Annotated in this window: 11 protein-coding genes; 4 read left to right on the top strand and 7 right to left on the bottom strand. The window is 42.3% G+C overall.

What is annotated here, in order from left to right; translation table 11 throughout:
• Window positions 1–32 precede the first annotated feature (32 nt).
• A complete protein-coding gene (locus tag J4N22_RS09725; RefSeq protein WP_207493802.1) occupies window positions 33–779 on the bottom strand; it encodes a hypothetical protein in 747 nt (248 codons plus the stop codon).
• Window positions 780–1,000: 221 nt separating this feature from the next.
• Here J4N22_RS09725 and J4N22_RS09720 point away from each other — a divergent pair, with 221 nt between their 5' ends.
• The 3 genes from J4N22_RS09720 to J4N22_RS09710 all read left to right on the top strand — a co-directional run bounded on the left by J4N22_RS09720 (window position 1,001) and on the right by J4N22_RS09710 (window position 4,921).
• Window positions 1,001–2,602, top strand: coding sequence for a PQQ-dependent sugar dehydrogenase (locus J4N22_RS09720; protein ID WP_207493801.1), 1,602 nt, complete (start codon window positions 1,001–1,003; stop codon window positions 2,600–2,602).
• Between the two features lie 2 nt (window positions 2,603–2,604).
• Complete coding sequence (locus J4N22_RS09715; RefSeq protein WP_207493800.1) at window positions 2,605–3,006, top strand: transmembrane 220 family protein; 402 nt, start codon at window positions 2,605–2,607, stop codon at window positions 3,004–3,006.
• Window positions 3,007–3,376: 370 nt separating this feature from the next.
• Complete coding sequence (locus J4N22_RS09710; RefSeq protein WP_207493799.1) at window positions 3,377–4,921, top strand: PKD domain-containing protein; 1,545 nt, start codon at window positions 3,377–3,379, stop codon at window positions 4,919–4,921.
• A gap of 101 nt (window positions 4,922–5,022) precedes the next feature.
• Here the strand turns inward: J4N22_RS09710 and J4N22_RS09705 are convergent, their stop codons facing one another.
• Together J4N22_RS09705 and J4N22_RS09700 are read right to left on the bottom strand one after the other, a co-directional pair.
• On the bottom strand, window positions 5,023–6,975 hold the full coding sequence (locus J4N22_RS09705; protein ID WP_207493798.1) for a M56 family metallopeptidase: 1,953 nt from the start codon (window positions 6,973–6,975) through the stop codon (window positions 5,023–5,025).
• 6 nt (window positions 6,976–6,981) lie between these two features.
• Window positions 6,982–7,386 carry a BlaI/MecI/CopY family transcriptional regulator gene (locus tag J4N22_RS09700; RefSeq protein ID WP_207493797.1) on the bottom strand — a complete coding sequence of 135 codons (405 nt, stop codon included), beginning with the start codon at window positions 7,384–7,386 and terminating at the stop codon, window positions 6,982–6,984.
• Between the two features lie 255 nt (window positions 7,387–7,641).
• Here J4N22_RS09700 and J4N22_RS09695 point away from each other — a divergent pair, with 255 nt between their 5' ends.
• Window positions 7,642–9,114, top strand: a complete 1,473-nt coding sequence (locus J4N22_RS09695) for a potassium/proton antiporter (protein WP_207493796.1) — start codon at window positions 7,642–7,644, stop codon at window positions 9,112–9,114.
• Window positions 9,115–9,258: 144 nt separating this feature from the next.
• On the opposite strand, the gene J4N22_RS09690 is transcribed toward J4N22_RS09695, so the two are convergent.
• The 4 genes from J4N22_RS09690 to J4N22_RS09675 form a co-directional block, all read right to left on the bottom strand.
• Entirely contained in the window at window positions 9,259–9,627 is a 369-nt protein-coding gene (locus J4N22_RS09690) for a hypothetical protein (protein ID WP_207493795.1), read from the bottom strand.
• A 226-nt stretch (window positions 9,628–9,853) separates the two neighbouring features.
• A complete protein-coding gene (locus tag J4N22_RS09685) occupies window positions 9,854–11,338 on the bottom strand; it encodes a calcineurin-like phosphoesterase C-terminal domain-containing protein (protein WP_207493794.1) in 1,485 nt (494 codons plus the stop codon).
• A 71-nt stretch (window positions 11,339–11,409) separates the two neighbouring features.
• On the bottom strand, window positions 11,410–12,945 hold the full coding sequence (locus J4N22_RS09680; protein ID WP_207493793.1) for a DUF5689 domain-containing protein: 1,536 nt from the start codon (window positions 12,943–12,945) through the stop codon (window positions 11,410–11,412).
• A gap of 43 nt (window positions 12,946–12,988) precedes the next feature.
• Complete coding sequence (locus tag J4N22_RS09675) at window positions 12,989–14,506, bottom strand: SusD/RagB family nutrient-binding outer membrane lipoprotein (protein ID WP_207493792.1); 1,518 nt, start codon at window positions 14,504–14,506, stop codon at window positions 12,989–12,991.
• Window positions 14,507–14,511 lie beyond the last annotated feature (5 nt).

Genomic DNA, 14,511 nt, shown 5'->3' with positions numbered 1-14,511 from the left:
CATAACCCAACATCTGCCAGCATATGTCTTTCCTAATCCAGCACTACGCCTGGCATTTTAAGCACCATCTTCTTTGCACGGTTGTGATGATTAGCACCAATTAAAACCACTATCCTTTTGCCGGGATTTTCTTTAATGAGTTTTTCAATATTGGCCGTGATCTTTATGTCCCTGTCCTTATTGAACTGGTGGTAAAACGCATACGGTGAGCTTGCTAACACCCGTTGCAGCTTTTGATCAAGACTATCCGTTAGTTCGTCGTACCTCCCGTCCACCAGCTCTTCTGCACTTGATGTTTTTAGCAGTTCTACATGTTGAGAAATGATAGCAGGGATACCTTCTTTAGTTCTTAACTGCTGGATGAATGAGTCTGCATTCATTTTCCGTTCTTCCAGTTTGTACCTTCCTAGTTCAAGGCTTGTGTCTTTGAACACATCTGCATGCAGCAGCTTCCCTCGCATCTCGGGGCCATAGTCATCAATCCCTGCTTTCCTGGTACCAGGAAACAAGTCTCTCACCATTATTATTTCAGGTGGGTAAAACTTCTTCAGGTAGTTGGTGTCTTTATCCATATCCTCCGGGCGTATTTCCAGCGCTATGATACCAGGATTATAATTGGCAATAAGCGTTTGCAAGTGTTCGTAGGAATATCTTGGGTTGGATTGGTGAAACCTATGTATTGTAGGCAGTAGGTAAACATGTGTTTCCTGGGCTGCCGCAACATTGGGTGTTAAAGGTCCGATCAACAATAACCATAGTGAAAGAAAAACTGCTCTCATTATACACATTGATTTTACATGGGGTTGCAATGTAAAACATTGCTTTGCACAATATGCTAACTATAAGCAGTTGTTTTGGGTGTAATTGCTTCTCTAAACAGGGAACATTTTCCTATAACCGCCTGTGGCACATCTTTTTTGATTCGTACTTGTTACCTGTCTGTTACTGCTATACATCGCTTAAGTCAATAAAGTACATTACAATCAACCAAACGAGCTATATGAGAACATTAGTCACTTCGCTACGTGTGCAAGTTGTCTGCCTTTCACTGTTTTTCTTTTCCATTCTTTCTGGCTGTGCAGTCAAAAAAACAAGTTTCCCGACTGGAATTTATCCTAAAGAAATGACCAAAGTGCCTGAGCCAAATGCAGCGGCAGCATGGGTGCCGGCAGGTTACAAAGTAGAGGTTTTCATGAAAGACCTGATCTGGCCATCCAGTATCGAATTTGATGAAAATGAAAATGTATACGTAGCTGAAGCGGGCTATGTATATGGAGATCCTTTTGCGCCAGCGCAAGTACTACGCATCAATCCTAATGGCCAGATCACGCGCTTTGCTGAAGGTTTTAATGGACCCATCACTGATCTGCTGTGGCATAAGGGGCGGCTATATGTTTCGCATAAGGGAAAGATATCAGCAGTAGGTAATGATGGTGCTGTTGTAGACCTGGTAACAGGACTGCCAAGCCATGGTGATCATTTTAATAATGAAATGAGTGTGGGACCTGACGGCAAGATATACTTCGGACAAGGCACGGCAACTAACTCAGGTGTTGTTGGTCTTGACAATGCATATCCTTATGTATGGTTGCTTCTACACCCGGATGTGCATGATGTACCGGCGCGTGATATGAGGTTGAGCAGGGAAAGCTTTCTAACGCCTCAGCCAAATAATGTTTTGGCGCGGCAAGGGCGGCTAATAAGTTTCGGCAGAGATGTTTCGTACGCTGTCAGCAGTGTCTTCAACCGAAGTAAAAATACTTCGATGCTGGTACGTACACGGGCATATCAACCTTTTGGAGAAAAGAGCCGTGATGTGAAGGGACAGGTAAAAGCCAGCGGCACCATCCTGAGAATGAACCCGGATGGATCTGGGCTGGAGGTGTATGCATGGGGGCTGCGTAATCCTTATGGTGTGCAGTGGGGACCTGATGGGCAACTATACGTAACAGATAATGCATACGATGAAAGAGGAAGCCGCCCGATAGCAAATGCTAAGGATAATATTTTCCAGGTAAAGCAAGGTGGTTTCTATGGCTTTCCTGACTTCTCCAGCGGAATACCCGTTACAGCACCACAATTCAGATCTGCACGTGGACCTAAAATAAAATTCCTGATGGCTGATCATCCACCTGTAGAACAGCCGTGGCTTATTCGTCCTGAGAATGCAGCGGCCACGCAATTTGATTTCAGCACTAACTCTTCATTCGGATTTAAAGGACATATGTTCCTAGCAGAATTCGGATCAGGAACACCCCTAACGGGTGAAGATAAAAACCTGAATGGCTATACCGTTTCGCGCATTGATCCTGCAACCAAAGAAACCTTTCCCTTCCTAAGCAATAAGATAAAAGGTCCGACAGGAAAAGAATACGTATCCACAGAAGGACCAAGACATCCTGTTGAGGCAAAGTTCTCAACTGATGGAACAGCATTATATGTAGTGGATATAGGTGTTATTGGATTTGCCCTGGCTGGTGCTGGCCCGTTTCCTGTGCCTTCGCCGGGTACAGGTGTTATATGGCGCATTACAAAAGAAGGAAGTACAAGTTCTCGGCCGCCTGCCAATCTTTCTCCGCTGCCTCCACAATACAAGAAATAGCTATGCGACTATTCAATATTGTCTTTTTAATACTGTTTGTATTGTCGGCTGCCTTACAGTACAACGATCCTGATCCTTTTTTGTGGATGCCGCTTTACTTGTATGGAGCGTTTCTTTGCTTTAGGGCACTGCAGAACAGGTACAACAGAACACTCTTTATTATTGGCCTGGCAGTTTACATTCCGTTTGCCATCTATTTATTTTTTGAAAAAGACGGCGTACTCAGCTGGATGAATGATCATGCTGCTGAAAACATAGTTCAATCTATGAAAGCAACAAAACCATGGATTGAAGAAACGAGAGAATTCTTTGGTCTCCTGCTGCTGATTATTGCGTTAACAGCAAATATGATTTGGCTTTCACGGAAAAGTCAAAAGCTCCATTTAGCTATTGGTACAGAATAGGCAAGGTATCGGTTATAACTCCTGCTCTACTCATTTAAATTTTGTTTTTACTCCTGGCTTTAAGTGTACAGCTTCTTTCTTAAAACAAAACAAAGATGGAAACTGCCGTGCACTTTAGGTTCATGTATTGTTTTTTCTTTTTTCCAAATGCAACTGATGTTTTTACGCATTTCATGTAATAAAGAACGTGGTTTTACGTTGAGGTTCTGTAGAAAGTACACCGTGCTTTTTCAAGAGAAGAATTGAACATTTTGAACAGGTAAACGTATTTCTTCGAATTCAGGAATTGTAGCAGTTTGCCTCCTTCAAAAGGTATACTTCTTGGTCTAGCATCGTGAACAAAGTCTTCAAAAAAACAAACAACCATTTTATGAAAAAAACATCTATTCTCTTTTTCTTACTATTGATCAGCATTATCCATTTCGGGCAGGAAAAACGGATGACTTCACTACTTCCTGATGCTTCAAAGCAAGCCACTAAAAACGGGGTTGCTTCCTCTAAGTCTGCTTTGCAGCGGGTAACGTGCGGTACAGACACTTTGCTTTACCCATATTATAAAGAGCTTTCATTTTCAGCAACAAATGACAGCTTTTTTTTAGATGCAATGGTAGGCAATGTACGCACAGCTTCGCAAGCTTATATTACTTCCGAAAATGTCAATATCGTAGGTGTACAATTTTGGGCAGCCACGTACACTAATGGTGTGGCCAACAAAAGTATTCCTGTAGTTGTATCAGTTTGGTCAGTGGATGCGCAATATCGTCCTACTACAGAAATTGCATCTACCACTGTGAACATTAGCTCCAATTATGAGTTTTATAAAGCAATTTTTCCTTCACCGGTTCAAGTGTCGAATAATTATGCTGTATCTGTACGGGCATCTAACAATTCTGACACGTTAGCTGTGGTAACGAACAATGCAGGTGCTGGCTGGCAAATGACCGATTATGGTGAAGGCCTTGCCTGGAGAAGGTTTGGCAGCGGTACCTGGAACTCCTCTGAGGCATTTTTTGGACAAGATCTTGAGTACATGATCTTTCCAATAGTGAACTATAGCGTGTCTACCACCTTTACTGCGCCAACAACAGGCAATGTGGATAATACGATACAGTTCAATAACACATCATCCAATTTGTTTAGCAACAGGATGTATAATCTACACGTGTTCAACGACTATTTTGACATTACACCTGCAGACTCAACCTTTAGGTGGAACTATGGAGATAACTCGGCATTGTCGTATACTCGCAACGGCTCTCACAGCTACACCTCACCTGGAACATATACGGTGAACCTGGCGGGTCAGATAGCTGGTTATTATACTACATGCAATAGCGACTCTTCCAGTACGATAGCTATTCAAAACTCCCTGCCTGTAAAACTTACAAGTTTTGATGTTATAAAAGCAAATGGTGCCGCACGGGTAGTATGGACTACTGCAAGTGAAGTGGGTTTCTCACATTTTGAAATTGAAAGGTCACTGGACGGAAGAAACTTTGCAGTAATTGGTAATGTGCAGGCGAGAGGTTCAAGCAGTAACGGCAGTGGTTATGAGTTTGGAGACAACAACATCAAGGCCAGCACGCTGTTTTATAGGCTAAAGATGATAGACAAAGACGTAACATTTAGCTATAGCGACATTGTTGTAGTAAGATTTTCCGGCAAGGGTGGTTTGAACATCGAAACTTCGTTTGTAAGAGGTGATAACCTAAATGTAGTATATCACAATCCTGTTGCAGGTAAAGTGACCTTGGAAGTATTTGATATGAGTGGTAAGAGGCTTTCTACTAATACGCAACAAGCAGCTGTTGGAACCAACAACTTTATGGTGCCTACCACCAAACTAAACACAGGTGTACTTGTCGTAATGATCAGTAATGGTACTGAGCGAGTACAAACACGGGTAGTGAAATAGAATTATTATTTAGACTTTGTTCAATAAAAATAAAAGAGGCTGCTATAGCCTCTTTTATTTTTTTATAGCTGACACACTTCTAGTGTATCCATTTTTCCCTGTTAGTTCTTATTTATTGACACCCTGGTTGAACTATCAGAGGTTGAATAAGTGATCGTATTTCCATCCTCTACAAACTTTTTCAACTTATTGTGCAATGCCGCGCTTTGTTTAACGCCGTTCACTTCAAGCGAAGAATTGCTGAGTGTAAAGCGAAGATTGTTTTTGTCCGTGATCACCTTTTCTTTTACAAGTTCATCTACAATATCTTCAATCATTTTCCTGCTTTCTTCACCTCTTATTCTTGCTTCCTCTCCCCTTTTCCTGGCTTCTTCACCTCTAGCTCTTGCTTCTTCTCTTTTCCTAGCCTCTTCACCTCGCTTCATCGCTTCCTCGCCTCTTTTACGTGCTTCCTCTCCGCGTATTCTTGCTTCTTCGCCCAACTTTCGTGCTTCTTCACCTCTTACCCTGGCCTCTTCACCACGCTTCCTTGCTTCCTCACCTCGTGCTCTTGCTTCTTCACCTCTTAGCCAGGCCTCTTCGCCTCTTTTGCGGGCTTCTTCACCTTTTTGTATAGCGTCTTCTATTTCCTGTATTACATCTTTATAAGCACCCATCTCAGCGTCAGCAATACGCACTCCATTTACATGCAAGTCAGTTATCTTATTTCCAACTTTCTTTGCTTTATACGTCTTCTCACCATTTTCATCTTTTATCAATATCTCTATGGCTTCACCATTGCTGGAATTTCCATCAGTAGACACTTTAGTAGATACATGCTCATAAGTAGTCTTCCTGGTTTTACGGGTTGTATCCTGGTACACAACTTCAGCACCTGCTATAACCGGCACCTCTCCCTGCTGAGCTACCACAGCCGCTGGCAAAACAATTTGCTGTTCATCCTCCTCATCAACTTGCATTGGCTGCGCTGGTGAATGTAAAATAGCAGGTGCTGTTAGCTCCCTGGTTTCTTTGGCGTTAACCATACCAAATGCGGTAAATACTACGAGGCCGGAAACGAGAATTAATTTTTCCATGATATTCAGTTTTTTGTTTTCATAATTCAGCATTCGCTTTACACGATTAAGCAAAGAATTTTGCTTGCCGGCCAATGCCATTGCATAACCATTTTTATTGATTGCAGGGTCATTGAAATTTACAAGAGCCTGCAGGTAGGTGGTTTTATTAGTGGTACTGGCTACAACAATATCATCACAACATGCTTCTCTTTCTTCCCTGATAAGTGCTGACATCCACCTGGTAGCTGGATTGAAAAAGAAAATCGTTTCAGCACAAGTTTGCAGGAGGTTTACCAGGTAATCTTTCCTGCGTATATGTGCCAGCTCGTGCAACAGGATGGTTTCTACCTGCTCCACCGGCAGGTTGTTCAGCATACCAACCGGCACCAATATAATAGGCTTAAGATACCCCACTACTAAGGGCATGCTTACCAAATGTGACTGCATGAACTGTACGCTTTGCCTGATGCCTAGTTTGCTGCAGAGTAATTGCAGTCTCTCTTTCCACGCATCGCCTGGTGCAGCCAATCCTTTCCTCCGCATCCGTTGTATATAGTAGAAGCCGCTAAAAATTTTAAGGCATTGAAAAACAAAAACCATGAACCAGGTCAAAACAACAAGCGGCGCATTCTGATCGAACCAGGAACTGATACTATCTGTAAAGCTTCCATAGTATAGATGAACATTGTATTTTGATGCTGAAATATTTTCTTTTGATCCTTCTAATTGCACAATTGCTTGTGGCGTACCAGCAGCAATTTCATTGTATGAATTGTATTTTATAAAAAATGTAATAAAAGCAGTTGCCATGAATAATATGAACACTGCCGAAAGCAAGTTGTATCGCAAAGCAGCTGTAGAACGTTTGGTGCAGAGAATGATTATCCCTGTAATGATAGCAGCTGCAAGACCCTGCCATAATGAATGAATGAGCGTCCAGGCTAATGCACGAGTAAATTCATTTGCTAACCATTCGTTGATCCATGTTACCTGCATAGGATTTTATTTATTTTTCTTTTCTGCCTCTTTAAGTAGCTCTCTTATCGCATCCAGTTCTTCCTTCGATGTTTTTTTATTACCCAGTAATTGCTGCATAAGCTTAGTCGCCGATCCATTGTACATTGATGAAATAAACCGATCCAATAAAAATCCTTTGGTCTTATTCTCTTCTATAGCCGCGCTGTACACATGTTTCATCTGGGAATCGTCCCTTTGGAGCAAACCTTTATCAAACATTATTTGCATCAGCTTAAGTGTAGATGTGTATTGAACTTCTCTTAACTGTTCGTTCAATGCATCGTTCACAAAACGCACGGTTGAGGGCCCATGCAGCCAAAGCACCTGTAGTATCTCAAGTTCAGATTTTGTTGGTTCGACGTGTGTGTGTTTATCACCCTTTTTCTTCATGTATTAAAGGTAGGAAAGTTTTCGTACGAACAAGTTCTTACTGCTGATTATTCCTTAAAATTTGATGAGTGGTAGTTGTGCTGGATAAAAGTGTTTTGGTCCAGCCTGTAAAGCTGCAGCATGCATTCATGGTGCATTTTCCCATCGATCACTCACGCTCCAAATACCATTACTGTATCTTAGGCGCCTTAGCATTGTTTTTTTACCAATTGCAGTTGCCGGTATTACAACAAATTTTACTTATAGAAGGAAAGCATGAGCATTAACATTGACAATCTTTTATTAACGGGTTCTATCCTATTGTTACTAAGTATTCTGACCGGTACTACCAGCAGCAGGTTCGGCATTCCTACGCTAATATTTTTCTTGTTTGTTGGCATATTAGCAGGATCCGAAGGCTTGGGAGGTATTCATTTTGAAGATCCCAAAATTGCACAGTTCGTAGGTATCTCTGCCTTAAACTTCATTCTCTTTTCTGGTGGGCTTGATACTAATTTCAAAAGCATCAGGCCCATACTTCGAAGTGGCATCCTTCTATCTACTTTAGGTGTATGCATTACTGCAGTCTCACTAGGCCTTTTTGTACATCTTGTACTTGACTTCACCATTGCCGAAGGTTTGCTGCTTGGAGCCATTGTTTCTTCCACTGATGCCGCGGCTGTGTTTTCAATATTAAGAAGTAAAGGCGTTGCACTTAAGGGATTCAACAGACCATTGCTTGAATTGGAAAGCGGCAGTAACGACCCTATGGCTTATTTCCTCACTATTTCTCTTACCACTTTTGTTGCCCATCCTGAAATGGGCTTTTGGAATTTGGTACCGCTGTTTTTCAAGGGAATTATCATTGGTACTTTACTGGGGTATGTAATGGGAAAATTGATGAAGCTGATGATCAACACCATCGTTTTAAATAGTGAAGGCCTTTACCCGGTCCTTGTGCTTGCGCTAGCAATATTCACGTATTCCGGTACCGAATTTTTAGGTGGAAACGGTTTCCTTGCTGTATATCTTGCTGCTGTTATACTAGGTAATAGCAACATCATACATAAGCGCACGCTGATAAAGTTTTTCGATGGACAGGCTTGGCTCATGCAGATCATACTTTTTCTTACGCTGGGGTTGCTGGTATTTCCTTCGCAGATATTGCCAGTAGCAGGCATTGGGTTGATTGTCGCACTTTTCCTTATCCTGGTAGCAAGGCCTTTAGGTGTTTTCATAAGCCTGGCATTCTCCGGTTTTAACAGGCGTTCTAAACTATTTATATCATGGGTGGGACTGCGTGGTGCTGTGCCTATTGTTTTTGCCACTTATCCAATGATAGCCGGAATTGAAAAATCTCAAATGATCTTCAACATTGTCTTCTTTATTGCAGTAACGTCTATTCTCATCCAGGGAACCACCATTACCTATATGGCAAAGCTGCTGCACCTTATAGCTCCTGCCAAAGCAAAGCGTAGAATAGGAACAGACTTTGAATTTTCAGAAAAAGTAAAATCCCGGATGGAGCAGGTGACGCTACCAGCTGACTCAGGTGTGGCTTTGCAAAAAATTGTACAAATAGATTTTCCTAAAACAGCCAACATCATGGCAATAAAAAGAAACAATGTTTTCATCACACCTGTTGGCTCTACGGTGCTTCAGCCGGGTGATACTTTGTACATACTAGCCGAAGATGATGATGCTTTGAAAGCTGCTTATAGCACACTAAAAATGCCAATGCCTCAATGAGGTAATGACAGCTTGATTGAATTTACTGCATCTAAATCTTGAATCCTGCTAATAATTTTCAAAGCCAGCAACAGTAAACCACTGGATGTTGTTCAAATAAAAAAAAGCTGCCTTTAGGCAGCTTTTAGTTACTTGAGGAATGAACTAGTTATTTGGCCTTGGTGGCATATTCTTTCCAAGGTCTTCGTAAAAAGTTTTTACAGCTTTAATTTGATCTGCAGTTAAAGGAATTTCACTGTATCTCTTATCCCTGGCTGCTTTGAATTCTTCCATCTTTTTAGCACGATCAGCTTCACTGAGTTCACGGAAGCCACGCATTGACTGGCGCATTTCAAAATTGATTTCAATCACCTTATCAGCCTGCGCTTCGGTTAATCCGGTTTTTTCCACCATCATTGGCTTAATTCGCTCTTTAGCCTGCTGTAGCATAGCCTGGTCGTTACCACCTTGCGCATACATGGTAGTTGAAATTATTGCACTGAAAATTAGAGTCAGAAACAAAAACTTTTTCATAATTGTTGATTTTTATGATGAAGCTTAAAGTTATTCTAATTGCAATCTTCAATGATGATAACTGGACAGACGGGCGTTTGAGCAATACAGTCTTGTCACATTTTTACATAAAGAAACACTGCTACCATCAAAGCTTTTTAACTTCATTGATGTTGTCCCGTGGAAAATAAGCACCCTGAATAATAAGGATGCTTAAGACCAAACTCTTGCAAAAAGTTTTTTCATATCATACCTGCTGACTTGCGGTATACACATTACCAAACCTGTCGGTTGCTCTCACTGTTATTTCCTTCGCATTGGCCGATGGTTTAGCATAAAACATGTGATCGTTTAGTGTAGGCTCTACGAACTTGTGCTTTTTAGGAAGTGTTGGGCCGGCATATAGTTCCACTGCCTGCGGATCGTAAGAAGTGCGTTGTTCCATGGCGCCCTTGGCAACACCATCTTCCAACCATTCTACTTTCCATTGGCTATCCCAGTTCCATACATTCGCTACTACTTCATCAGGGTAATCTTTTGATGCACCCCTTGCATGAACGGTTAACTGGTGCTCCTTTGGCTTGCCCGTTGATTTGTAATACCATTTCAGATCACTGCCATCTACTTCGTATACACCATAACCATTTGGTGTACCATCACCACATATAGGTCCTGTCCACCATGCACCGCAAACAGTACCATGGTTGTGTTCCATCATATTGCCGTCCTCCCACTTCTCGTTAAAGTGAGTATGACCTGACATAAAATGCACCTTGTAAGGCGACAATATCTTATATAGTTGTTTACGATTAGAAACCGAACCACCCAGTTCTTCATCTTTTTTCAAGCGACGTGCGTGACCGGTGGTAGTTGGGATATGCAGGCTTACCACTACGGTGCTCCCTGGCTTTACCAATGCAAGGTCTTGCTGCAACCATTGCAACTGGTTCTCGGTTATATACCCGATGTATTTCTTTGCTGTACCAATGAAGAATACATCGTCCAATACTACATAATGGATATCGCCCCTGTTGTACGAGTAGTAGGTAGGACCAAATTGCTGCTTAAATGTCTGGGCAGAAAAATCATCGGTACGAGAATCAAGATCCATATCATGGTTACCGATCACGTTGAAGAAAGTAACACCTGTCATGTCAATTGCCTCTTTGTAATCTTCAAACAGTTCAAACTTATCCCATACCAGGTCGCCACAACCGATGCCATGAAACAAGGAACCTGCAGGATATGATTGCACCAAAGCTTTCAGGTCAGGTGCGCTTTGGGTTTTTAGCAGCTCTGCATCTTTCTTAGAGATCATCTGCGTATCGGCCCAAACAACGAAGTTGTGCTTCTTATCATCCGTGGTCAATTTCTCTAAATTGAAATCCGCTTTAAATGTTCCCTTAGCAGTGATAGGCTGGTAATATTTAGCAATATTCTTTTCGTTGGTGAATGCATAACCAGAAGGTATGCTGATGTATACAAACTCAGCGGTGTTGTTGCTCTGCAATTCGTAGTTGCCCTTTTTATCAGTAGTGGTTACGTTGATGCCATCAGTAACAGCAACGCCAGCTATTGCAATTCCATTGCTGTGCACCCTGCCGCGTAATGTTAGCGCTCCTACATCTTTCTTTGCAACGGTTGTATCTGCAGCATGTGTTACTGCTGCCGGCACTGCCAGCACTGCGCCTGCTAAACTAAAATTCTTTAAAAAGTTTCTCCTGTTGATCATTGTGTTTGTGTTCGTTCGATTAGCTTAAAGTCAATGGATAAGTGGATTAAGATGTTTATCTAACAGTATTACTACTGAAGAAGAACAGTTGATCCTTCGCCTTCTATCTCAGCCAGTGTAGATGTTTTTTCCAGCAGTACGTTTGTCTGCGTTCTTGCCTGCATCCACCTGCCGAGTGTTACATTGTATGCACCACCCATCTTGTAGAAGTAGCCCATGTCGGCTGTTGTATACACCATGTTCAGTGTGTTTGAACCTTGCCTGTAGAAAGGCTGGTCTTGCAGCGTGATAGGGTTTTTAATATCATAGAAATCCGTATTGGCAATGCGGTAGCCACGCTCAGGAGGACCTGGTGTATAGAGACTTCCGCCTGTTGCTACAAACAATACATCTATTGGTGTAGTAGAAGCATTAACGGTTGTTCCTTCAAACACTGCTAGGCCAGATGCATTGCCACTGTTGGCAAACAAACCAGAAGTAGCATTACCAAAACCATCGCCACCTGTATTTACATAATTGAATGAACGTATCCAGTTGGCATTGGCAATGCTGGTAGAGTTTGCACCATTGATCATTTTAGCGGCGCCACCTACATAAAAGAATGTTCCTTTAGCGGCAGTACCTGATGTAAGGTTGAATTTGAAAGTACGTGCACCACCGGTACCCCAACCATTGACAGGAAAGCCTGTTGGTACAGAAGCGTTGGCATTGTTGGTAACAACAACAGAGAAAGGTGTAGCCGAAAAATCAATTTCGCGTGTAGCCATAAATTGCGCATACTCGTAATTGCCATCACCACCTTTTACATCACTTATAAAACCTGTGATGATAATTGGCGACACATTTACTGTAGAGCTGAGCAGTACGATGTCGTCAGCTGTACGTACCCTGAACTGTGGCTTTAGTTGTTTATCTGCACCCATTACACTGAAAACAATTCCATAGTAATTGGCCAGAAAGAACGGTTTGTTGTTGGCGAAGGTGGCTGTAGCTTCTGTATGAAAGGGAAGATCGCCAAAGCCATCGTTCAATAATTTATTGCCTGCCAGTACTTCGTTAGGACCAGGCACAGGATTAAATCCTCCTTTTACAATCACAGATAATACGCTTTCGTATTTGTCCGGATTGGCCAGTATATGATGCGCAGGTACACGGTTTACCGGTATCTCATTACCAGATGAAACCTTATTTACAGCAGCTGCATTTAGTCCTGTGATCTGCAGGATATCGTTTACTCTTTTTAGGGTACCGCCTTCTATGTTCACAATAACAGAATCACCGGGCACATAATCCGCTGCCCTGGCACCCAGTGCTATGGATATACCTCTTAACTCATTTAGACGACGCCTGTCTTGTATCACTAATAAACCTTCAGGCAAATTCTTACCTGAATGATCCGACACCACCACACCCGTGATACTGGAAGAGCCATATAATCTTTCTTTTGTAAGAGCAATGTCTTCTCCATGGTACAGGTCGCGTACATCATAGATGGCGATGAAAGGACCGATCCTTCCACCCGGGTAATTGCCATATTTGTCCTTCTTGCATCCGGCGATGAAAGACAAACACAGCAGTATTATGAAGTAGGTTTCTAATTTTTTCATTGTAATGTTTTTATTGACGAACCGCTTTACAGCGTGGATAGGATTAAGGTTTTTGCCACCAAACTTGTGTAGAGATAAGATCAGGTCCCTGCGCTTCTATTGCCTTTTTATAATTGGTAGGATTGGTAGATTGAACATATACAGGATAGGTCATACGGGCAGGCATCACACCATTGTTGCGCAAGCCTGGTCCTTTAGGTAAATTCGGATGGCCTGTTCTCCTGTACTCAAACCATTGCTGCATATCATTAATAAAGAGCGCGTAATATTTCTGCAAGTGAATGCGCTCCATCTTTTCTTCCAATGTTGCTGAAGGAATCCACTGTATATCAGCATTGGCAAGATGTGTAGCTATAGGCACATTCCATGTAGGAAGCCAAAGTGTAATGCTACTTAAAGCACCTTCGTTATAATAGGTTTCTGCTGATCCGCTGATCCAGCCTTTCAATGCTGCCTCTGCAAGAATGAATTTCACTTCAGCATTGTTCATCATCATACCAGTCAGTGGTTCTGTTTGCAGCGATGAAGCAGAAGTATTAGAATAGAAGTATGATCTTTTAGCAACACTGCTTCCCGGGGCATATCCACTAGGCACACCTACATAAGCTCCGCTTGATGGAGCAATAGCCCAGCGGTTGATACCATTAGCGCCATAGGTTGGAATGTCTATACGCGGATCGTTCCAGTTCACCAGGTTATCGATGAAAAAACTGGCTATACCCGGCGCCCTGAAATCCTGCTCTCTTACACCAGCTACATATGGTGAGATATAAGGTGCTACACCAGTCCATTTTAGAATAGCCGATTCATCATTGTTAGCAATGATTGGGTAGTTGCCAGGATTGATCTCTACGATGTCTTTGATTTTTGCTATAGCGCTGTCTGCCACGTCTGCTTTACCTGATACACGAAGCAGTAACCGCAGGTAAAGGGAATTGCCAAACTTTCTCCACCTCAGTACGTTGTTGTTGAAGACAGGATCAGGACCGGCAAAAGCAGTATTGGTGCTAAGCAGTGTATTCGCTTCTTCCAGCTTCTTAAATATGTCGAGGTAGATATCTTTTTGCCTGTCGAACTTAGGTTCAAAAATGAGCTTGTCTTTTCCAAGATTACTTTCAAAATATGGTATGTCGCCATAAGTATCAGTAAGTATAGAATAGATCCACGATTGGCAGATGAGCGATATGCCCATGTACGACCTGTTGTAGTTTACGCCACTATCGCTGGTAAGCTTGTAGATGTCTTTGAAATCGGTAAGCTGCGAATACAATCCATTGTACAGGTAGTCGCTCCAGTTAGACCTGAAGTCAAATCTTGATACCTGCCCTTCCGCATCGCTGATGTTTACAGTCACCTGCATCAACTCGTTGTTGAAGTTGCGGTTCCTGATCATGTTGTAAGTAAGGGTGCGGATAAGCGCAGGAGCAAACAACTGTGATGGCGCTGCTACTGGAATATTATTTGGATCAGTATTGATCTGCTCGAAGTTCTTGGTGCATGAGCTAAGCAATGTGCTGCAAAGCATAACCACCGAACTGATGATGAGTATTGTCTTCTTCATGATGT

Source organism: Aridibaculum aurantiacum (assembly GCF_017355875.1).
Classification (GTDB): Bacteria; Bacteroidota; Bacteroidia; order Chitinophagales; family Chitinophagaceae; genus Segetibacter; species Segetibacter aurantiacus.
This window is presented reverse-complemented; position numbering and strand designations above follow the sequence as displayed.

What these genes read in the sequence shown, in the direction of transcription:
- J4N22_RS09725 (WP_207493802.1), bottom strand. Translation starts at nt 779, where the DNA reads ATGAGAGCAGTTTTTCTTTCACTATGGTTATTGTTGATCGGACCTTTA.
- J4N22_RS09720 (WP_207493801.1), top strand. Translation starts at nt 1,001, where the DNA reads ATGAGAACATTAGTCACTTCGCTACGTGTGCAAGTTGTCTGCCTTTCA.
- J4N22_RS09715 (WP_207493800.1), top strand. Translation starts at nt 2,605, where the DNA reads ATGCGACTATTCAATATTGTCTTTTTAATACTGTTTGTATTGTCGGCT.
- J4N22_RS09710 (WP_207493799.1), top strand. Translation starts at nt 3,377, where the DNA reads ATGAAAAAAACATCTATTCTCTTTTTCTTACTATTGATCAGCATTATC.
- J4N22_RS09705 (WP_207493798.1), bottom strand. Translation starts at nt 6,975, where the DNA reads ATGCAGGTAACATGGATCAACGAATGGTTAGCAAATGAATTTACTCGT.
- J4N22_RS09700 (WP_207493797.1), bottom strand. Translation starts at nt 7,386, where the DNA reads ATGAAGAAAAAGGGTGATAAACACACACACGTCGAACCAACAAAATCT.
- J4N22_RS09695 (WP_207493796.1), top strand. Translation starts at nt 7,642, where the DNA reads ATGAGCATTAACATTGACAATCTTTTATTAACGGGTTCTATCCTATTG.
- J4N22_RS09690 (WP_207493795.1), bottom strand. Translation starts at nt 9,627, where the DNA reads ATGAAAAAGTTTTTGTTTCTGACTCTAATTTTCAGTGCAATAATTTCA.
- J4N22_RS09685 (WP_207493794.1), bottom strand. Translation starts at nt 11,338, where the DNA reads ATGATCAACAGGAGAAACTTTTTAAAGAATTTTAGTTTAGCAGGCGCA.
- J4N22_RS09680 (WP_207493793.1), bottom strand. Translation starts at nt 12,945, where the DNA reads ATGAAAAAATTAGAAACCTACTTCATAATACTGCTGTGTTTGTCTTTC.
- J4N22_RS09675 (WP_207493792.1), bottom strand. Translation starts at nt 14,506, where the DNA reads ATGAAGAAGACAATACTCATCATCAGTTCGGTGGTTATGCTTTGCAGC.